16 protein-coding genes and 2 tRNA genes are annotated in these 19399 nt (G+C 69.9%); 4 read left to right on the top strand and 14 right to left on the bottom strand.

The features are described 5' to 3' along the window. Positions 1-66: 66 nt before the first annotated feature. The 9 genes from rodA to AB0927_RS02000 all read right to left on the bottom strand — a co-directional run bounded on the left by rodA (position 67) and on the right by AB0927_RS02000 (position 11839). Positions 67-1263: a rod shape-determining protein RodA gene (gene rodA / locus AB0927_RS02040; protein WP_366665510.1), complete on the bottom strand. Its 1197-nt coding sequence runs from the start codon at positions 1261-1263 to the stop codon at positions 67-69. Continuing rightward, positions 1260-3515, bottom strand: coding sequence for a penicillin-binding protein 2 (gene mrdA, locus AB0927_RS02035; RefSeq protein ID WP_366665509.1), 2256 nt, complete (start codon positions 3513-3515; stop codon positions 1260-1262). The genes rodA and mrdA overlap by 4 nt, the downstream gene beginning before the upstream one ends. A 166-nt stretch (positions 3516-3681) precedes the next feature. After that, positions 3682-4359 carry a rod shape-determining protein MreD gene (mreD, locus tag AB0927_RS02030; protein WP_366665508.1) on the bottom strand — a complete coding sequence of 226 codons (678 nt, stop codon included), beginning with the start codon at positions 4357-4359 and terminating at the stop codon, positions 3682-3684. A 19-nt stretch (positions 4360-4378) separates the two neighbouring features. Beyond that, positions 4379-5371, bottom strand: a complete 993-nt coding sequence (gene mreC / locus AB0927_RS02025; RefSeq protein WP_366665507.1) for a rod shape-determining protein MreC — start codon at positions 5369-5371, stop codon at positions 4379-4381. Between the two features lie 168 nt (positions 5372-5539). Next, complete coding sequence (locus AB0927_RS02020; RefSeq protein WP_366014331.1) at positions 5540-6559, bottom strand: rod shape-determining protein; 1020 nt, start codon at positions 6557-6559, stop codon at positions 5540-5542. 208 nt (positions 6560-6767) lie between these two features. Continuing rightward, a complete protein-coding gene (gene ndk / locus AB0927_RS02015; RefSeq protein WP_366665506.1) occupies positions 6768-7181 on the bottom strand; it encodes a nucleoside-diphosphate kinase in 414 nt (137 codons plus the stop codon). A gap of 66 nt (positions 7182-7247) precedes the next feature. Beyond that, a complete protein-coding gene (locus AB0927_RS02010) occupies positions 7248-7601 on the bottom strand; it encodes a DUF4233 domain-containing protein (protein WP_366665505.1) in 354 nt (117 codons plus the stop codon). 10 nt (positions 7602-7611) lie between these two features. Beyond that, complete coding sequence (locus AB0927_RS02005; protein WP_366665504.1) at positions 7612-9126, bottom strand: folylpolyglutamate synthase/dihydrofolate synthase family protein; 1515 nt, start codon at positions 9124-9126, stop codon at positions 7612-7614. 88 nt (positions 9127-9214) lie between these two features. Next, the gene (locus AB0927_RS02000; protein WP_366665503.1) at positions 9215-11839 is read right to left on the bottom strand and encodes a valine--tRNA ligase; all 2625 of its coding nucleotides are present in this window, start codon (positions 11837-11839) and stop codon (positions 9215-9217) included. 137 nt (positions 11840-11976) lie between these two features. Between AB0927_RS02000 and AB0927_RS01995 the strand changes: the two genes are divergently transcribed. Further along, on the top strand, positions 11977-12969 hold the full coding sequence (locus tag AB0927_RS01995; RefSeq protein ID WP_366665502.1) for a hypothetical protein: 993 nt from the start codon (positions 11977-11979) through the stop codon (positions 12967-12969). Positions 12970-13067: 98 nt separating this feature from the next. Here the strand turns inward: AB0927_RS01995 and clpX are convergent, their stop codons facing one another. From clpX to AB0927_RS01970, 5 genes are all read right to left on the bottom strand, one after another. After that, on the bottom strand, positions 13068-14354 hold the full coding sequence (clpX, locus tag AB0927_RS01990) for an ATP-dependent Clp protease ATP-binding subunit ClpX (protein ID WP_366665501.1): 1287 nt from the start codon (positions 14352-14354) through the stop codon (positions 13068-13070). A 171-nt stretch (positions 14355-14525) separates the two neighbouring features. Beyond that, a complete protein-coding gene (locus tag AB0927_RS01985; RefSeq protein WP_366665500.1) occupies positions 14526-15191 on the bottom strand; it encodes an ATP-dependent Clp protease proteolytic subunit in 666 nt (221 codons plus the stop codon). A gap of 69 nt (positions 15192-15260) precedes the next feature. Next, positions 15261-15866 (bottom strand): ATP-dependent Clp protease proteolytic subunit, encoded by a 606-nt coding sequence (locus AB0927_RS01980; RefSeq protein ID WP_285561480.1) that lies wholly within the window; start codon positions 15864-15866, stop codon positions 15261-15263. A 364-nt stretch (positions 15867-16230) separates the two neighbouring features. Then, positions 16231-17607 carry a trigger factor gene (tig, locus tag AB0927_RS01975; RefSeq protein WP_366665499.1) on the bottom strand — a complete coding sequence of 459 codons (1377 nt, stop codon included), beginning with the start codon at positions 17605-17607 and terminating at the stop codon, positions 16231-16233. Between the two features lie 314 nt (positions 17608-17921). Beyond that, positions 17922-17998, bottom strand: a tRNA-Pro gene (locus AB0927_RS01970). A gap of 160 nt (positions 17999-18158) precedes the next feature. Between AB0927_RS01970 and AB0927_RS01965 the strand changes: the two genes are divergently transcribed. The 3 genes from AB0927_RS01965 to AB0927_RS01955 all read left to right on the top strand — a co-directional run bounded on the left by AB0927_RS01965 (position 18159) and on the right by AB0927_RS01955 (position 19390). Next, positions 18159-18229, top strand: a tRNA-Gly gene (locus AB0927_RS01965). Positions 18230-18368: 139 nt separating this feature from the next. Continuing rightward, positions 18369-18755, top strand: coding sequence for a VOC family protein (locus AB0927_RS01960; protein ID WP_366665498.1), 387 nt, complete (start codon positions 18369-18371; stop codon positions 18753-18755). Continuing rightward, positions 18752-19390: a TetR/AcrR family transcriptional regulator C-terminal ligand-binding domain-containing protein gene (locus AB0927_RS01955; protein WP_366665497.1), complete on the top strand. Its 639-nt coding sequence runs from the start codon at positions 18752-18754 to the stop codon at positions 19388-19390. The genes AB0927_RS01960 and AB0927_RS01955 overlap by 4 nt, the downstream gene beginning before the upstream one ends. The last annotated feature ends 9 nt before the right edge of the window (positions 19391-19399 follow it).

Genomic DNA, 19399 nt, shown 5'->3' with positions numbered 1-19399 from the left:
GGGGGCGGCAGGGGGCGTCCCGGGCGCGGGGCGGAAGAAGTCCCGCCCCGCGCCCGGGGAACGGCTTCACGCCGACATCGGCCGCTGCACCTTGATCGACTGGAGCAGTCCCACGGCCACCCACACCGCGAACATCGATGATCCGCCGTACGACACGAACGGCAGTGGCAGACCGGTGACCGGCATGATGCCGAGGGTCATGCCGATGTTCTCGAACGCCTGGAAGGCGAACCAGGCCACGATTCCCGCGGCGACGATGGTGCCGTACAGCTCCGTCGAGTCCCGGGCGATCCGGCAGGCCCGCCACAGGATGACGCCGATCAGGAAGATGATGAACCCGGCGCCCAGGAAGCCCAGTTCCTCTCCCGCGACGGTGAACACGAAGTCGGTCTGCTGCTCGGGCACGAACTGGCCGGTGGTCTGCGAGCCGTGGAAGAGCCCGGCGCCGGTCAGTCCGCCGGAGCCGATGGCGATGCGGGCCTGGTTGGTGTTGTAGCCGACGCCGGCCGGGTCCAGGTCCGGGTTGGCGAAGGCCGCGAAGCGGTTGATCTGGTACTGGTCCAGGATGTGCAGCTGCCAGATGGCGACGCAGCCGACCACGCCGGTGGCGAGCAGCCCGAACACCCAGCGGTTGGAGGAGCCGGAGGCGAGCAGCACGCCCAGGATGATGGCCACCATCGCCAGCACCGAGCCGAGGTCGGGCATCAGCAGCAGGATCATGCAGGGCACGGCCGCGAGGCCCAGGGCCTGGGCCACGGTGCGGTGGTCCGGGTACGGCTTGTCGCCCGCGTCGACCCGCGCGGACAGCAGCATCGCCATGCCGAGGATGATCGCGATCTTGAGGAACTCGGCGGGCTGGACGGAGAAGCCGCCGATCACGATCCAGTTGCGCTGGCCGTTGATGGTCGCGCCGAGCGGGGTGAGCACCACCAGGGCGAGCAGGACGGAGGCGCCGTAGAGCACCGGCACCGCGTTGCGCAGGGCGCGGTGGCCCAGCCAGAGGGTGCCGAGCATCAGGGCGAACCCGATGCCCAGGTTCATCAGGTGGCGTTCCAGGAAGAAGTACGGGTCTCCCTGGTTGATCTCGGTGCGGTTGCGGGTCGCCGAGAAGACCAGCAGCGAGCCCATCAGCGACAGGGCGACCGCGGCCAGCAGTATCGGCCAGTCCAGGCGCCGGGCCACCGAGTCGCGGGCGAAGAGCCGGGTCCAGCCGGCCCGCGCGGGTCCGTACCCGGAGACGGAGAAGCTGTTCGCGCCGGTCATGAGGGCATCCTCCGGCTTCCGCGCTTGCGGCGTGGTCGCCGCCTTCGGGCGTCGCTGTTGCCGTTGGTCGGCGGGGCGGTGCCGGCGGGCTGCTGGTCGCCCCCGTTGCTCGGGTTGTTCTTCTGGGCGGCCTCGGTGTCCTTCGCCGCGTCCTTGGGGACCGGCGGCGCGACGATGGTGCCGTCCGTGCGGACCTTCGGCAGGGTCTTCTGCGGCTGGGGCAACAGCGCCTTCCCGTTGTCGACGGAGCCGTCGCCCTGGACGCCGTAGAGCGCGCTGTAGATGTTGCGCACGGCCTCACCGGAGGCGCCGGAACCCGTACCGGCCTGGGCGATCGTCATGATCACCGTGTAGTCCTTGGAGTAGGTGGCCATCCAGGAGGTGGTCTGCTTGCCGTAGACCTCCGCCGTACCGGTCTTGCCGTGCAGCGGGATCTTGTCCTGGGGCCAGCCGCTGAACTTCCAGGCCGCCGTACCCCGGGTGATGACGCCCGCGAAGGCGTCGTCCATGCCCTTGAGGGTGGCCTGGGTGACCGGCAGCTTGCGCTGCACCTGGGGCTTGATCTCCTGGACGGTCTTGCCGTCGGCGCTGACGACCGCCTTGCCGATGGTCGGGACGTACTCGGTGCCGCCGTTGGCGACGGCGCCGTAGATCATCGCCTCCTGGATCGGGGTGACGAGGGTGTCGCCCTGGCCGATGGAGTAGTTGATCTCGTCACCCTCGCGCATCTTGTTGCCTTCGAGGCAGTTCTCGTAGGCGATCTTCTCGACGTAGCTGCCGTCCTTCTTGCCGGTCTTGCACCAGGAGTCCTTGTTGGCCTTCCAGTAGTCCAGCTTCCACTGGCGGTCGGGGACGCGGCCGCCCAGCTCGTTGGGCAGGTCGACACCGGTCGGCTTCCCGAGGCCGAACTGGTGGGCGGTCTTGAAGAAGTAGTCCTTCGGCCGGCCCTTCTTGGGGTTGATGCCGCCGTCCTTCTTCCACTCCCGGTCGGCGAGGCCGTAGAAGACGGTGTCGCAGGAGACCTCCAGGGCGCGGCCCAGCGAGATGTCGCCGAAGTTCTCGCCCTCGAAGTTCTTGAAGACCTGGTTGCCCACCCGGTAGTCGCTGGTGCACGGGTAGCCGCCGTCCCACTCGTAGCCCGCCTGGACGGCGGCGGCCGTGGAGACCACCTTGAAGGTCGAGCCGGGCGCGGCCTGACCCTGGATGGCCCGGTTGAGCAGCGGGTAGTCGGAGTTCTTGCCGGTGAGGGCCTGGTAGTCCTTGGCGGAGATGCCGCCCACCCACGCGTTCGGATCGTAGGTGGGGGCCGAGGCCATGGCGACGATGCGGCCGGTCTTGGCCTCCATCACGACCACGGCGCCCGAGTCGGCCTTGTAGTTCTCGCCGGTGATGGTGTCGAACTGCTGGCGGGCGGCCTTCATCGCCTTGTCCAGTTCGTACTCCGCGACGCGCTGGACGCGGGAGTCGATGCTGGTGACCAGGTTCGAACCGGGCTGCGCCGCGTCCGACTTGGCCTTGCCGATGACCCGGCCGAGGTTGTCCACCTCGTAGCGGGTCACGCCGGCCTTGCCGCGCAGTTCCTTGTCGTACTGCCGCTCCAGGCCGGAGCGGCCGACCATGTCCGAACGCAGATAGGGCGAGCTGGTGTCCTTGGCCTTCTGGATCTCGTCGTCGGTGACCGGGGAGAGGTAGCCGAGGACCTGCGCGGTGTTGGACTTGCCGGGGCCGGGATAGCGGCGCACGGCCTCGGGCTCGGCGGTGATGCCGGGGAAGTCCTCGGAGCGCTCGCGGATCGCCAGTGCCTGGCGGGGCGTGGCCTTGTCGGTGATCGGGATCGGCTGGTACGGCGATCCGTTCCAGCACGGCTGGGGGGTCTGGGCGTCGCAGAGGCGGACCTTCTGCAGGACGTCCTCGGCGGGCATGCCGAGGACCCCGGCCAGCTTGGTCAGGACCGCCTTGCCGTCGTCCTTCTGTTTGAGCAGGTCGGTGCGGGAGGCGGAGACCACCAGACGGGTCTCGTTGTCCGCGAGGGGCACGCCGCGGGCGTCCAGGATGTCGCCGCGCACGGCGGGCTGGACGACCTGCTGGACGTGGTTCCCCGAGGCCTCCTTCTGGTACTGGGCGCCCTCCCGGATCTGGAGGTACCACAGCCGGCCGCCGAGCGTGCCGAGCAGCGAGAGGACGAGGATCTGGATCACGACGAGCCGGATCTGGACCCGTGGGGTCCGGCCGGTCTCGGGGATGTTGGTCACTGCGGCTGCTCCCCCTCTCAGCGCACGGAAGTCCGGACGCGCGGCGCATGTGTGCGAACGCACCGCGCGCGTACGAATGATGAACGATCAGTCTGTGAGCCCGCGTTCCGCGAACGCCGACCCGTTCGAGTGAATCCCCCCGGCCCCGCGGGAGCCTGACGCGCGTTCACAGCCGCTTGACCCCCTTGATGCGGCCGACCCGGGCGGAGCGGGTGCGGGCCTTGGCCTTGAGCGCGCCGAGGCCGGAGCGCTGGCTGCCGATGCGCAGCCCGGTGCCGGAGGACAGCCAGCCCGAGGAGATGTCGGCCGCCTTGGCGCTGGTGGCGGTCTCGGCCAGCGGGTCGTTGTCGCAGCGGCGGGCCAGCCACATCACCGCCGGGACCACGAACGGGGCCAGCAGCAGGTCGTACAGGGCGGCCGAGACCAGCAGGCCGGGCAGGCCGACATGGCGGGCGGCGGTGTCACCGACCAGGGCGCCCACCCCGGCGTACAGCAGCGTGGAGCCGATCGCGGCGACGACCACCACGGCCATCGGGCCGGTCGCCGACTTCAGCCGGCCGTTCTCCGGCTTGATCAGCCCGGCGAAGTAGCCGGTAACACAGAGCACCAGCGCGTAGCGGCCGGCCGCGTGGTCGGCGGGCGGGGCCAGGTCGGCCAGCAGACCGGCGGCGAACCCGACGAGAGCGCCGCCGACATGGCCGTACACCATGGCGAGGCCGAGGACGGTCAGCAGCAGCAGATCGGGGACGGCGCCCGGCAGATGGAGGCGGGCGAGGACGCTCACCTGGATCACCAGGGCGACCACCACCAGCGGCACGGAGAGCAGGATCCGGTTGACACGCATGGGGATTGAGCTCCTACGGCTACTGGTCGGTCTGCGGTGCGTCGGTCCCCGACGAGTCGGACGGGGACCCGCCGGACTGCGACTGGTCGCCGGAGTTCGCGCCCGCGGACGGGGTGACGGTGACGGTCACGGTGGGCGTCGGGACCGGCTTGGGCTTGGTCGGCAGGACCTCGTCGCGCGGGTCCTTCTTCGGCGCCTGGACCACCACGCCGACGATGTCGAGCTTGGTGAAGCTGACGTACGGAGTGACGTACAGGGTGCGGGTCAGACCGCCGCCGGAGGGGTCGACGCGGGAGACCACGCCGACCGGCACGCCCGGCACGAACGGCTTGTCGGACTCCGAGCCGAAGGTGACCAGGCGGTCGCCCTTCTTCACCTCGGCCTTGCCGTTGAGGAGTTGGACGCGCAGCGGACGGTCGCCCTGCCCGGAGGCGAAGCCGAGTTCGTCGCTGCCCTCCATGCGGGTGCCGACGGTGAAGTCCGGGTCGTTGGCGAGCAGCACGGTGGAGGTGTCCGGCCCGACCGTGGTGACCCGGCCGACCAGGCCGTCGGCGTTGAGCACGGTCATGTCCCGCTTGATGCCGTCGCTCGCGCCGACGTCGATGGTGATGGTCCAGGAGAAGCCCTGCGCCGACCCTATGGCGACGACCTGGGCGCCCTTGATGCCGTACTGGCCCTCGCCCGCGAGCTTCAGCATGCTGTCGAGCTGGTTCAGGCGGCTGCGGCTGCGGTCGTCGCTGCCGAGCTTCGCCTTGAGGGCCGCGTTCTCCCTCTCCAGCGTGGCGAGCCTGCTGTGCCGCTCGTCCGAGTCGCGGATCGCCGAGACCGCGTTGCCCACCGGTTCGACCGCGGAGGACAGTCCGTCCTCCACCGGGCCGAACACGGTGGCCGCGGCCTGCCGGGCACCGTCGACCGGGGAGTTCCGGCCCCCTCGGATATCCACCGTGATCAACGCGAACGCTACGGCGATCAGCAGGACCAGGAGCAGCCGGCTCTCTTTGGTGTCCCTCACGTGCGGCGGCCGTGCCCTTCCTCAAGTAGGAATTCGTCGGACCCCCCGGAAAAAGCGCGAAACGTGCGGCGCAAATCCAAGCGGCCCGTTTGGGGAGCTTATGCCTCTATATCAACGATCCGCCGCACGAGAGGAGAACATCTCGTACGGCGGAATCGAAGCGCCTCGTCATCGGCGCGGCTGGGCGTCCAGAACCTGCTGGAGCGCTTCGAACTCCTCGACGCACTTTCCGGATCCGAGCGCGACGCTGTCCAGCGGGTCCTCGGCGATGTGGATCGGCATGCCGGTCTCGCGGCGCAGCCGCTCGTCCAGGCCGCGCAGCAGGGCGCCGCCGCCGGTCAGCACGATGCCCCGGTCCATGATGTCGCCGGACAGCTCCGGCGGGCACTTGTCCAGGGTCGTCTTGACCGCGTCCACGATCGCGTTGACCGGCTCCTCGATCGCCTTGCGGACCTCGGCGGCCGAGATGACGACGGTCTTGGGCAGCCCGGACACCAGGTCCCGGCCGCGGACTTCGGTGTGCTCGTCGGCGTCGAGTTCATACGCCGAACCGATGGTGATCTTGATCTGCTCGGCGGTGCGCTCACCCAGCAGAAGGCTGTACTCCTTCTTGATGTACTGGATGATCGCGTTGTCCAGCTCGTCGCCCGCCACCCTGATGGACTGGGCGGTGACGATGCCGCCGAGGGAGATGACCGCGACCTCCGTGGTGCCGCCGCCGATGTCCACCACCATGTTGCCCGTGGCCTCGTGGACCGGCAGGCCGGAACCGATGGCCGCGGCCATGGGCTCCTCGATGATGTGCACCTGGCGGGCGCCGGCCTGGGTGGAGGCCTCGATGACCGCGCGGCGCTCGACGCCCGTGATGCCCGAGGGCACACAGACGACGACCCGCGGCCGGGCCAGATACCGCCGCTTGTGGATCTTCAGAATGAAGTAGCGCAGCATCCGCTCGGTGATCTCGAAGTCGGCGATGACGCCGTCCTTCAGCGGCCGGACCGCCACGATGTTCCCCGGCGTCCGGCCGATCATCTTCTTCGCTTCGGCGCCGACCGCCAGGATGCCGCCGGTGTTGGTGTTGATGGCGACGACGGACGGCTCGTTGAGAACGATTCCGCGACCCCTGACGTACACCAGCGTGTTGGCGGTCCCGAGGTCGACAGCCATGTCACGGCCGATGAACGACATTGAGTTCCCCATCCGGATTCATCTGGCCTTCCCGAGCTTTTGAGGGCATGTCAGGCAGGCGAGGCGGGTGCTGTTCCGTGAAGGCTTCCATCGTAAACGCGCCTGCACGAACACTGCGCGAGGGTCTCCGCCATTGTCACCAGATGGCGGGCCGCCCCGCTTGTGGAGACGGGCGTTCGGGGGCGCCCGTTCCCTCTATCGCCGGTACTTACGCGCGGCCCGGGAAGAAGATCTTCACCTCGCGCTCCGCGGACTCCTCGGAGTCGGAGGCGTGGATCAGGTTCTCCCGGACGATCACACCGAAGTCGCCGCGGATGGAACCGGGCTGGGCCGCGATCGGGTCGGTCGGGCCGGCGAGCTGGCGCACGCCCTCGATGACCCGCTCGCCCTCGACGATCAGGGCCACCACGGGGCCGGAGGACATGAACGCGACCAGCGGCTCGTAGAAGGGCTTGCCCTTGTGCTCGCCGTAGTGCTGCTCCAGGGTCTCCTGGTCGAGGTCGCGCAGCTCCAGCGCGGTGATCTGCCAGCCGGCCTTGCGCTCGATTCGGCTGATGATCTCGCCGGTCAGGCCGCGACGGACGGCGTCGGGCTTGAGCAGGACGAGGGTGCGCTGGCTCACGAGGGGACTCCTTACGCGTGGGACGTGTGCGGTGGGACGAGGTTACAGGGCGTGTCCGGGCGCCCGTTACGCAGCGTCAGCCGAGGACTCGGCCTGGGCGGCGAACCGGGCCTTGGCCTCGTCCACCTTCCTCCCGTAATGCACCGAGGCCCACCACAGGGCCGCGAACACCACGCCCATGAAGTACATGGTCGGCACGAAGACGCCGGAGGCGATCAGGGCGAGCTGCAGCGCCCAGCCGAGGGCGACGCCGCCGGGGCGGGTCACCATGCCGCACAGCAGCACGCACAGGACCATGGCGATGCCGCTGACCAGCCAGACGGTGGAGACCGACAGGCCCGGGTCCTTCATGGCGACCAGGCCGGCGAAGCCGATGACGAAGAACTCGCCGATCAGAGTGGATGAACAGAGCGTACGCACGTCGGACTCCTCAGCCCTTGCCCAGCAGCAGCCGGGCCTCGCCGACCGTGATGACGGAACCGGTGACGAGCACCCCGCCGCCCGCGAACTCGCCCTCCTCCTCGGCCAGCGTGATCGCGGCCTCCAGGGCGTCGGGCAGCCGCGGCTCGACCTGGACCCGCTCGTCGCCGAAGACCTCGACGGCGATGGCGGCCAGTTCGTCCGCGTCCATGGCGCGGTGGCTGGAGTTCCGGGTGACGACGATCTCGGCGAAGATCGGCTCGAAGGCCTCCAGCAGGCCTCGCACGTTCTTGTCGGCGCTCGCGCCGACGACACCGATCAGCCGGGTGAAGTCGAACGCCTCGCGCACCGCCTCGGCGGTGACCTCGGCGCCGGCCGGGTTGTGCGCGGCGTCCAGGACGACGGTGGGGGACCGCCGTACGACCTCCAGGCGGCCCGGGGAGGAGACGGCGGCGAAGGCCTTGCGGACGGTGTCGGCGTCCAGCGGTTCGGCGCGCTGGGCGCCGACGCCGAAGAAGGCCTCCACGGCGGCGAGCGCCACGGCCGCGTTGTGCGCCTGGTGGGCGCCGTGCAGCGGGAGGTAGACCTCGGGGTACTCGCCGCCGAGGCCGCGCAGGGTGACGAGCTGTCCGCCGACGGCCACCTGGCGGGCCACGACGCCGAACTCCAGGCCCTCGCGGGCCACGGTGGCGTCGACCTCCACGGCCTTCTTCAGCAGCACCTGGGCGGCGTCCACCGGCTGCTGGGCCAGGATCACGGTGGCGCCCTGCTTGATGACGCCGGCCTTCTCGCCGGCGATCTCGCCGGTGGTCTCGCCGAGCCGGTCGGTGTGGTCCAGGCCGATCGGGGTGACGACGGCGACGTCACCGTCGATCACGTTGGTGGCGTCCCAGGAGCCGCCCATGCCGACCTCGACGACGGCCACGTCGACCGGCGCGTCCGCGAACGCGGCGTACGCCATGCCGGTGAGGACCTCGAAGAAGGACAGCCGGTACTCCTGGGCGGCGTCCACCATCTCGACGTACGGCTTGATGTCCTGGTACGTCTCGATGAACCGCTCGGCGGAGACCGGGGCGCCGTCCAGGCTGATCCGCTCGGTGATCGACTGCACATGGGGGCTGGTGTAGCGGCCGGTGCGCAGCTCGAAGGCGCCGAGCAGGGACTCGATCATGCGGGCGGTGGAGGTCTTGCCGTTGGTGCCCGTGATGTGGATCGAGGGGTACGAGCGCTGGGGGTCGCCCAGCAGGTCCATCAGCGCGGAGATCCTGCTGACCGAGGGCTCCAGCTTGGTCTCGCCCCAGCGGGTCGCCAGCTCCGCCTCGACCTCGCGCAGCGCCTTGTCGACTTCCGGGTCCTCGGGGCGCGCGGGCACGTCCGCCTGCGCGGGGCCGCCCTGGGTGCGCAGGGTACGGCTGCCGGCCTCGATCACGGCGAGGTCGGGGTCGCGGGTGGTCTCTGCCTCGATGATCTCGTCGAAGCCGTCGAGAGGGTCGGGCTGGTCGTTCTCGTGCGGGAGGTCGCTCACGGGGCCAGTCTACGGAGGGTCGGTGACATAGGTGGGCGAAGCCCCCGGTGCCTTGCCGGTACCGGGGCCTTCGCTCACGTGAGGCGGCTCACGCCTGCGGCAGCTTCTCCAGCTGGGACTGGATGCGCGTGATGTCGTCCGCCGCCTTGGCGAGGCGGGTGCGGATCTTGTCCACCACGTTCTCCGGGGCCTTGGCGAGGAACGCCTCGTTGCCCAGCTTGGCCTCGGCCTGCTGGCGCTCCTTCTGCGCCGCCGCCAGGTCCTTGGCGAGACGCTTGCGCTCGGCGGCCACGTCGATCGTGCCGGAGAGGTCCAGGGCGACCTCGGCGCCGGCGATCGGCAGGGTGGCCGTCGCCGTGAAGGCGTCGCCCTCCGGCTGGAGGCGCAGCAACTGGCGGATGGCCGCCTCGTGCGGCGCCAGCGCCGTGCCGTCCAGGGTCAGCCGGGCCGGCACCCGCTGACCCGGCTGGAGGCCCTGGTCGGCGCGGAAGCGGCGGACCTCGGTGATGACGGACTGGAGCGCGGCGATCTCCTGCTCGGCGGCCCGGTCACGGAAGCCGCTGTCCTCGGGCCACGCGGCGATGACGACGGACTCGCCGCCGGTCAGCGTGGTCCACAGCGTCTCCGTGACGAACGGGACCACCGGGTGCAGCAGCTTCAGGGTGACGTCCAGGACCTCGCCCAGGACCCGCTTCGACGCCTCGGCGGGCTCGCCGCCCGCCTGGAAGACGGTCTTGGACAGCTCGACGTACCAGTCGAAGACCTCGTCCCACGCGAAGTGGAAGAGGGTGTCGGAGAGCTTCGCGAACTGGAAGTCCTCGTAGTACGCGTCGACTTCGGCCACGACCGAGTTGAGGCGGGAGAGGATCCAGCGGTCGGTCGCCGACAGCTTCGACGCGTCCGGCAGCGGCCCCTCGACGGTCGCGCCGTTCATCAGCGCGAAGCGGGTCGCGTTCCAGATCTTGTTGGCGAAGTTGCGGGAGCCCTGGACCCAGTCCTCGCCGATCGGGACGTCGACGCCCGGGTTGGCGCCGCGGGCCAGGGTGAAGCGCAGGGCGTCCGAGCCGTACTTGTCCATCCAGTCCAGCGGGTTGACCGCGTTGCCGAAGGACTTCGACATCTTCTTGCCGAACTGGTCGCGGACCATGCCGTGCAGGGCGATGGTGTGGAACGGCGGGGTGCCGTCCATCGCGTACAGGCCGAACATCATCATCCGGGCGACCCAGAAGAAGAGGATGTCGTAGCCGGTGACCAGCACGGAGTTCGGGTAGAACTTCGCGAGCGACTCGGTCTGCTCCGGCCAGCCCAGGGTGGAGAAGGGCCACAGGCCGGAGGAGAACCAGGTGTCGAGGACGTCGGTGTCCTGGTGCCAGCCCTCGCCGGCGGGCGGCTGCTCGCCGGGGCCGACGCAGACGACCTCGCCGTCGGGGCCGTACCACACCGGGATCCGGTGGCCCCACCACAACTGCCGCGAGATGCACCAGTCGTGGAGGTTGTCGACCCAGTCGAAGTACCGCTTCTCCATCTCCTGCGGATGGATCTTGACCTTGCCCTCGCGGACCGCGTCACCGGCGGCCTTGGCGAGCGGGCCGACCTTGACCCACCACTGCATGGACAGGCGCGGCTCGATGGTGGTCTTGCAGCGCGAGCAGTGGCCCACCGAGTGGACGTACGGCCGCTTCTCGGCGACGATCCGGCCCTCGGCGCGCAGGGCGGCGACGATGGCGGAGCGGGCCTCCAGGCGGTCCATGCCCTGGAAGGGGCCGTGGACGGTGATGACGGCGTGCTCGTCCAGCACGGAGATGGCCGGCAGGTCGTGGCGCTGGCCGATCTCGAAGTCGTTCGGGTCGTGCGCCGGCGTCACCTTGACGGCGCCGGTGCCGAACTCGGGGTCGACGTGGGCGTCGGCGACGACCGGGATGGAGCGGTCGGTCAGCGGCAGCCTGATGAGCTTGCCGACCAGGTGCCGGTAGCGCTCGTCCTCGGGGTGGACGGCGACGGCGGTGTCACCGAGCATCGTCTCGGCACGGGTGGTGGCGACGACGATGGTGTCGTCCCCCTCGCCGTACTTCATCGAGACCAGCTCGCCGTCGTCGTCCTGGTACTCCACCTCGATGTCCGAGATGGCCGTCAGGCAGCGCGGGCACCAGTTGATGATGCGCTCGGCGCGGTAGATCAGCTCGTCGTCGTACAGGCGCTTGAAGATGGTCTGGACGGCCTGGGAGAGGCCCTCGTCCATGGTGAAGCGCTCACGGGACCAGGCGACGCCGTCGCCGAGGCGGCGCATCTGGCCGGAGATCTGGCCGCCGGACTCGCCCTTCCACTTCCAGACGCGCTCCACGAAGGCCTCGCGGCCCAGGTCGTGGCGGGACTTGCCCTCCTTGCCCAGCTCCCGCTCGACCACGTTCTGGGTGGCGATGCCGGCGTGGTCCATGCCGGGCTGCCACAGGGTCTCGAAGCCCTGCATGCGCTTGCGGCGGGTCAGGGCGTCGATGAGGGTGTGCTCGAAGGCGTGGCCCAGGTGGAGGGAGCCGGTGACGTTGGGCGGCGGGATGACGACGGTGTACGGCGGCTTCTCGCTCTTCGCGTCCGCCTCGAAGTAGCCCCGCTCTACCCAGCGCTCGTACAGCGGCCCCTCTACATCGGCCGGCGCGTACTGGGTCGGCAGTTCGGTGTCGGGCGCGGGTGGCTGCTGCTGAGCGTTGTCGGTCACGGGGGTCAGTTTAGAGGGGTCACGGACCGGTCCCGAAACACGTTTGTTCTGTAACGGTGCGGCCCCCGGTGCCCTGCGGGTCGCGGCCCTGGTTCAGGATGTCAGGTACATATAAGCGTCCTAGGGGGATCCCAGAGATGAGCAACAACCAGCCGGGCCCGTACGGCCAGCCACCCCAGCAGCCGGGCCCCTACGGTCAGCCGGGGCCGTACGGGCAGCCGCAGCAGCCCGGTCCGTACGGGCAGCCGCAGCAGCCCGGTCCGTACGGGCAGCCCCCGCAGGCGCCCCAGCAGCCCGGCTACGGCTACCCCCAGCAGGCTCCGCCGCAGCAGCCGGGGTACGGCTACCCGCAGCAGAACCCGTACGGCCAGCAGCCCTACGGCGGCCAGCAGCAGCCCTACGGCGGCATGCCCCAGCCGCCCCAGCCGGCCGGCGGCAAGAAGAAGACGGGGCTGATCATCGGCTCGGTCGTGGTCGTGGCCGCGATCGTGGTGGGCGCGGTCTTCCTGCTCGGCGGGGGCAGCGACAGCGGCAGCATCGCGGACGACGGCGCGCACAAGCTGATCACTCCCGGCTCGGTGATCAACGGCACGTACACCAAGCAGGACGACTCGGGCGACTCCTCGGACGGGCTCAGCGACTCCGACAAGTCGGACTTCCAGAAGTGGGGGGTGACCAACCCCACCGAGGTCAGCGCCACTTACGCGACCGGCACCGGGCTGACCAAGAAGGGCCTGTCCTTCAGCGGCGTGTACGGCACCATCGACGACCCCGAGGCCGTGGTGGACGCGATGTTCGCCAAGGTCAAGACGGAGGCGTCGAAGGACCAGAGCGGCTCCGACACCAAGGGCAAGCTGATCGGCAGCCCGGAGACCGTCCACCCGGCCGGGTTCTCCAACGGTGTCATGAAGTGCCAGGTGGCGCAGATCGACAGCACCGGCTCCTCCTCCTCGGACGCGGGCATGCCGAAGAGCATCAAGATGCCGGTGTGCATCTGGGGTGACCACAGCACCGTCGCCTTCGTGTCGGACTACAGCGTGGCCTCCCTCGCCTCGGGCCAGGCCGGCTCGCTGGACGACACGGCGGATCTGGCGGCGAAGCTGCGCAACGACGTGCGCGTCAAGGCGTAACTCCCCGAGGGCGTACGTGCGTCGGCGCCCGCCCCGCCGCACGTGAAAAGGGCCCCGGTCGGCTGACCGGGGCCCTTCGGCGTCGTCGCGGCGGGTGGTTACGCCGTCTTCTGCTCCCCCGCGCCCCTGCCGCGGGCGTCGCGGGGGATCAGGGTCGGGTTGACGTTCGAGAGGACCACGTCGGCGGTGATGACGACGCGGGCGACGTCCTTGCGGGACGGGACCTCGTACATCACGCCCTGGAGGACCTCCTCCATGATGGCGCGCAGGCCACGGGCGCCGGTCTGGCGGAGGATCGCCTGGTCGGCGATGGCCTCCAGCGCCTCGCGCTCGAAGTCCAGCTCCACGCCGTCGAGTTCGAAGAGGCGCTGGTACTGCTTGACGAGCGCGTTGCGCGGCTCGACCAGGATCTTCAGCAGGGCCTCGCGGTCCAGGTTGTGGACCGAGGTGATCACCGGCAGACGGCCGATGAACTCGGGGATCATGCCGAACTTGACCAGGTCCTCCGGCATGACGTCCTCGAAGACGTCCTTCGCCTCCAGCTCGCGCTTGGAGAGAATGGTCGCGCCGAAGCCGATGCCCTTGGCGCCCGCGCGGGACTCGATGATCTTCTCCAGACCGGAGAAGGCGCCGCCCACGATGAACAGCACGTTCGTCGTGTCGATCTGGATGAACTCCTGGTGCGGGTGCTTGCGGCCGCCCTGCGGCGGGACCGAGGCGGTGGTGCCCTCCAGGATCTTCAGCAGGGCCTGCTGCACGCCCTCGCCGCTGACGTCCCGGGTGATCGACGGGTTCTCGCTCTTGCGGGCCACCTTGTCGATCTCGTCGATGTAGATGATGCCCGTCTCGGCCTTCTTGACGTCGTAGTCGGCGGCCTGGATGAGCTTGAGGAGGATGTTCTCCACGTCCTCGCCGACATAGCCCGCCTCCGTCAGCGCGGTCGCGTCGGCGATGGCGAACGGCACGTTCAGCATGCGTGCCAGGGTCTGGGCGAGGAGGGTCTTGCCGGAGCCCGTGGGGCCCAGCAGGAGGATGTTGGACTTCGCCAGCTCGATGGCGTCGTCACGGCCGCTCGCGCCGCCGTTCTCGCCCGCCTGGACCCGCTTGTAGTGGTTGTACACCGCGACGGACAGGGCCTTCTTGGCGGCCTCCTGGCCGACCACGTAGCCCTCGAGGAACTCGTAGATCTCGCGGGGCTTGGGCAGCTCCTCCCAGCGCACCTCGCTGGTCTCGGCGAGCTCCTCCTCGATGATCTCGTTGCAGAGGTCGATGCACTCGTCGCAGATGTACACACCGGGCCCTGCGATGAGCTTCTTGACCTGCTTCTGGCTCTTGCCGCAGAACGAGCACTTGAGCAGATCGCCGCCGTCACCGATGCGTGCCACGGTGTGCTTCCCCTTCGCCTGGGAGCCGCCTGGACACCTGCGTGCCAGCGGCTCCTGGTGCTGCCTTATGTCCGACGGTACCTTGCCGGGCCCGATGTTCGGGCCCCCCTTGGCAGGGTTCACTTGCCGTGAGCCCTGCCACGAGGGGCTTCAGAGCGCGCCGCTCCCGCGTCAGCGGACCTCGGCGTTGTTCAGCTTGCGGGTGGAGATGATCTGGTCGACGAGGCCGTACTCCAGCGCCTCCTCGGCCGTGAGGATCTTGTCGCGCTCGATGTCCTCGCGGACCTTCTCCAGCGGCTGGCTCGAGTGCGTGGCCAGCATGTTCTCCAGCTGCTCACGCATCCGGGTGAACTCCTTGGCGATGATCTCCAGGTCGGAGAGCTGGCCACGCCCGGTGGAGCCCGCCGGCTGGTGGATGAGCACGCGGGAGTTCGGCAGCGCCATGCGCTTGCCCGGGGTGCCGGCGGCGAGCAGGACGGCCGCGGCGGAGGCCGCCTGGCCCATGCACACCGTCTGGATGTCGGGCTTCACGAACTGCATCGTGTCGTAGATCGCCGTCAGGGCGGTCATGTCGCCGCCGGGGCTGTTGATGTAGATCGAGATGTCCCGGTCGGGGTCCATCGACTCCAGGCACAGGAGCTGCGCCATGACGTCGTTGGCGGAGGCGTCGTCGATCTGGACGCCCAGGAAGATCACGCGCTCCTCGAAGAGCTTCGCGTACGGGTCGTACTCGCGGATGCCCTGGGAGGTGCGCTCGACGAAGCGCGGGATCACGTAGCGGGCGTCGGGCCGGGGCCCTTCGTACAGGCCGCTGGCCGCGCCGGGGAAGTTACTCATGGGATGTTCACCGTCCTGGTGGCGTTCTGGGGGCTTGGGTGGTGGCGGTGCGTGGCGTGGCCGGGCCGGTCAGGCACCGGTGCCGCCGCCTCCCGGAACACCCGAGGCGTTCGTGATGATCTCGTCAATGAGACCGTACTCCTTGGCCTCTTCCGGGGTGAACCAGCGGTCGCGGTCCGCGTCCCGGGTGATCGTCTCGAAGGTCTGGCCGGAGTGGAACGCGGTCAGTTCGGCCATGCGCTTCTTGGTGCGCAGCAGGTACTCGGCCTGGATCTTGATGTCGGTGACCGAGCCGCCGAGGCCCGCGGAGCCCTGGTGCATCATGATGTCCGCGTGCGGCAGGGCGAAGCGCTTGCCCGCGGCACCGCCGGTGAGCAGGAACTGGCCCATGGAGGCCGCCATGCCCATCGCGATGGTGACCACGTCGTTCGGGATGTACTGCATGGTGTCGTAGATGGCCATGCCGGCCGTCACCGAGCCGCCGGGGCTGTTGATGTAGAGGTAGACGTCCTTGTCCGGCTCCGCGGCCAGGAGCAGCAGCTGAGCGGTGATCTTGTTGGCGATGTCGTCGTCGACCTGCTGGCCGAGGAAGATGATCCGCTCGCCGAGCAGTCGGTTGTAGACCTGGTCGCCGAGGCCGCCACCGATGGAGGGCTCGCCGGCGGCGGAGGGCATCAGATTCGTCACGTATCCACCTGCTCGTCTCACGACGGCGCCGGGCCGTCTCGTCGTCCTGCCGGAGGTTCGGGGGGTTTCAGGAGACTCCCCTGCCCCCGTACTCATGGACCCTAACGCTCGGGCACCTTCGGGGAATCCCGGAGTAGCGGCTGTTCGCCGGGGGCGTAGCGCTCCGCCGTGCGGCCGGTGGCCGATCGCCGCCGGGGCGCCGACGCGTTCCGGCCAGCCGCGTCCCGCGGTGGGGCGGCGAGCGGTGCCGCCCCGCGCCGCCGGGCGGGCCGCCCCTCGCGGGTACGGCGACGGGCCCCGGGGAAAGTCCCCGGGGCCCGTCGTACGCGCGTCAGAGGCGCCGTGGGGCGGTTCAGCCCTCGGTGGTCTCCTCGGTGGCCTCGGCCTCGGTCTCGGCCGCGGCCTCGGTCTCCTCGTCCTCGTCGGAGAGGTCGACGGTCTCGCCGTTGGTGTCCTTCACCGTGGCGGCCTCGACCACGACGGCCAGGGCCTTGCCGCGGGCGACCTCGCCGACGAGAAGCGGCACCTGGCCACCCTCGACGACGGCCTGGGCGAACTGGTCGGGGGACATGCCGGAGGAGGCCGCACGCCGCATGAGGTGCTCGGTGAGCTCCTCCTGGTTGACGTTGAGCTGCTCCTTCTTGACCAGCTCGTCCAGGACGAACTGGGTCTTGATGCCCTTGACCGCGGCCTCGCGGGTCTCGGTCTCGAACTCCTCGGCGGTCTTGCCCTGGATCTCCAGGTACTTGTCGAGGGTCAGACCCATCTGGCCGAGCTGGTGGTGCTCCAGGTTGTGCTTGCGGGTGTTGACCTCGTCCTCGAGCAGCTTCTCGGGGACCGGGACCTCGACCAGTTCGAGGAGCTTCTCCAGGACGCGCTCCTGGGCCTGCGTGGCCTGGTCGAACTCCTTCATGTTCGCGAGGCGCTTGCGGCTGTCGGCCTTGAGCTCGTCCAGGGTGTCGAACTCGGAGGCGAGCTGCGCGAACTCGTCGTCCAGCTCCGGCAGTTCACGCTTGGCGACCTGGGTGACCTTGACGGAGACCTCGGCCTCCTTGCCCGCGGCGGAGCCGCCCTTCAGCTCGGAGGTGAAGGTGGCCTCCTCACCGGCGGACAGGCCCTTGACGGCGTCGTCGATGCCGTCGAGCAGCTCACCGGAGCCGATGGTGTAGGAGACACCGCTGGCGATGCCGTCCTCCAGCACCTCGCCCTCGACCTTGGCCTCCAGGTCGATGGTGACGACGTCGCCGTCCTCGGCGGCGCGCTCGACCGGGGAGGTCGAGGCGAAGCGCTCGCGAAGCTGCTCGACCGACTTCTCGATGTCCTCGTCGGTGACCTCGATGGCGTCGACCTCGACCTCGATGCCGGAGTAGTCCGGGATCTCGAGGGCCGGGCGGACGTCGACCTCGGCGGTGAAGTTCAGCGTCTCGCCGTCCTTCAGCTCGGTGATGTCGACGTCGGGCTGGCCCAGCGGGCTCAGCTCGGCCTCGTTGACCGCCTCGGTGTAGAACTTCGGAAGCGCGTCGTTGACCGCCTCCTCCAGGACCGCACCGCGGCCGAACCGCTGGTCGATGATGCGGGCCGGGATCTTGCCCTTGCGGAAGCCCTTCACCGTGACCTGCTGGTTGATCTTGCTGTACGCCGCGTCGAGGCTGTCCTTGAGCTCCTCGAAGGGCACCTCGACAGTGAGCCGAACCCGGGTCGGGTTCAGGGTCTCCACGGCGCTCTTCACGGTTCGGTCTCCTTGTGGCTGACTGCTTGGGTTCTGCCGGAGCCAGACAGGTCCGGCGGATTCGCCGCCCGGAGGAGTACGTAGGCCGTGAGGGCCGGGGCACACGGGCGTGCAGCTTGCATAGTAACCGCAGCCGTTCGGCGCCCCAAAAGGTGATCTCCGTGGCGCCGCGGGCGGCGGGCCGGCCCGGGGCCGTACAGCGGTGGTACGAGGGCCTGCCAGGGGGTCTACGGGCGCCCTGACCAGGGGCGGAAGAAGGGGTCGCGTGAGGCGGGCCGGGGACCGGGTCGAGCGCCGGCCCGTGGGCCGATCGGTGGTCGGGGTGGCGGGATTTGAACCCACGGCCTTCCGCTCCCAAAGCGGACGCGCTACCAAGCTGCGCCACACCCCGTCTGTGTGCGACACGTAGGGTACATGCCCCGGCGGCCCGCGTCGGCCGCATTCTTCGAGGCGGGGCGCGTGGTGTTCGGTGACCGGACGTGTTGGCCCAAGCGGCGGACGACCCGCTACGATGCCTGAGTGCCGCGGTCACCGACCGGCGGCGCAGTGTTGCGGGCGTAGCTCAATGGTAGAGCCCTAGTCTTCCAAACTAGCTACGCGGGTTCGATTCCCGTCGCCCGCTCTGGATGCCGAAGGCCCAGGTGAGAGGTTGTTTCCTCGCACCTGGGCCTTCGTCGTCGTTGCGGGCACCGCCAGGTCCCAGTTATGTTCCGTACCGGTACGGAACATAACTGGGAACGACCACGGCAGGGGGTTACGCCATGCGGGTCAAGGACTTCGACCACCTGGTGCTCAACGTCTCGGACGTCGAGCGGGCACTGGGGTTCTACACCGGGCCGCTGGGGCTCGCGGGCGAGCGGGTCGCGGAGTGGCGGGCCGGGAAGGTGCCGTTCCCGTCGGTGCGGGTCAGCGCCACCACCGTCATCGACCTGTTCGAGCGGCCGCGCGGGGAGTCCAACGTCGACCACATCTGCCTGGTGGTGGATCCGCTGGACTGGCGGGAGGTCGTCGGCTCCGGCGCCTTCGACGTGATCGAGGGGCCGGTGCCGCGGTGGGGTGCCCGGGGTTCCGCCCAGTCGGTCTATGTGCGCGATCCCGAGGGGAACACCGTGGAGCTGCGCTGGTACCCCGAGGACGCCGCCGCATGAGCCCGGCGGCCGGCGGGCGGCCCAGGGACCCGGCGATCGACGCGGCGGTGCTGGCGGCGACGGTGCGGCTGCTGCACGAGGACGGGTACGGCGGACTCGCGCTGGAGAAGGCGGCGGCCGTCGCGGGCACCAGCAAGGCCGCCATCCGCCGCCGCTGGCCCCAGCGGCAGCGCCTGGTGATCGACGCGCTCGCCTCGGTCCTCGTCGTGCCGCCCGTCCCGGACAACGGCTGCACCCGCTGCGATCTGCACCAGAGCGTGCGCCTGCTCGCCGAGGTGCTGCACGAGCGGCTGCCGGCCGGGGTGCTCGCGCCGCTGATCGCCGACTGCTCCGCCGACCCGGAGCTCCACGCGTACCTGCTGGACAGCCTCGTGCGGCCCGGCCGTGCGGCGGCCGCGGTCGCGGTGCGGCGGGCCGTCGAACGCGGGGACCTGCTGCCCGACGTGGACCCCGAGCTGTTCGTGGACCTGCTCGCCTCGGTGGTGTACCGGCGGGCGCTGTTCGGCGAGGCCCCCGTGGACGCCGCCTCGGCGCGCGCCCTGGTGGATCTGCTGCTGCGCGGGGTGGCCGCGGACTTCGACCGCCTGGTGTTCATCAGCCGGCAGCCGGCCGAGCGGCGGCATCTCTTCCATTAGCCGCCGGCC

The organism is Streptomyces sp. NPDC048106, assembly GCF_040706415.1.
In the GTDB taxonomy this organism is placed as follows: domain Bacteria; phylum Actinomycetota; class Actinomycetes; order Streptomycetales; family Streptomycetaceae; genus Streptomyces.
The sequence above is the reverse complement of the archived record's forward strand: the minus strand, read 5'-3'. Positions and strand labels throughout refer to the sequence as shown.

Excerpts from the sequence above, each read along its gene's own strand:
- AB0927_RS01985 (WP_366665500.1), bottom strand. The coding sequence starts at position 15,191 with ATGAGTAACTTCCCCGGCGCGGCCAGCGGCCTGTACGAAGGGCCCCGG.
- AB0927_RS02020 (WP_366014331.1), bottom strand. The coding sequence starts at position 6,559 with ATGTCGTTCATCGGCCGTGACATGGCTGTCGACCTCGGGACCGCCAAC.
- rodA (WP_366665510.1), bottom strand. The coding sequence starts at position 1,263 with ATGACCGGCGCGAACAGCTTCTCCGTCTCCGGGTACGGACCCGCGCGG.
- AB0927_RS01955 (WP_366665497.1), top strand. The coding sequence starts at position 18,752 with ATGAGCCCGGCGGCCGGCGGGCGGCCCAGGGACCCGGCGATCGACGCG.
- AB0927_RS01995 (WP_366665502.1), top strand. The coding sequence starts at position 11,977 with ATGAGCAACAACCAGCCGGGCCCGTACGGCCAGCCACCCCAGCAGCCG.
- mreD (WP_366665508.1), bottom strand. The coding sequence starts at position 4,359 with ATGCGTGTCAACCGGATCCTGCTCTCCGTGCCGCTGGTGGTGGTCGCC.
- AB0927_RS01980 (WP_285561480.1), bottom strand. The coding sequence starts at position 15,866 with ATGCCCTCCGCCGCCGGCGAGCCCTCCATCGGTGGCGGCCTCGGCGAC.
- AB0927_RS01960 (WP_366665498.1), top strand. The coding sequence starts at position 18,369 with ATGCGGGTCAAGGACTTCGACCACCTGGTGCTCAACGTCTCGGACGTC.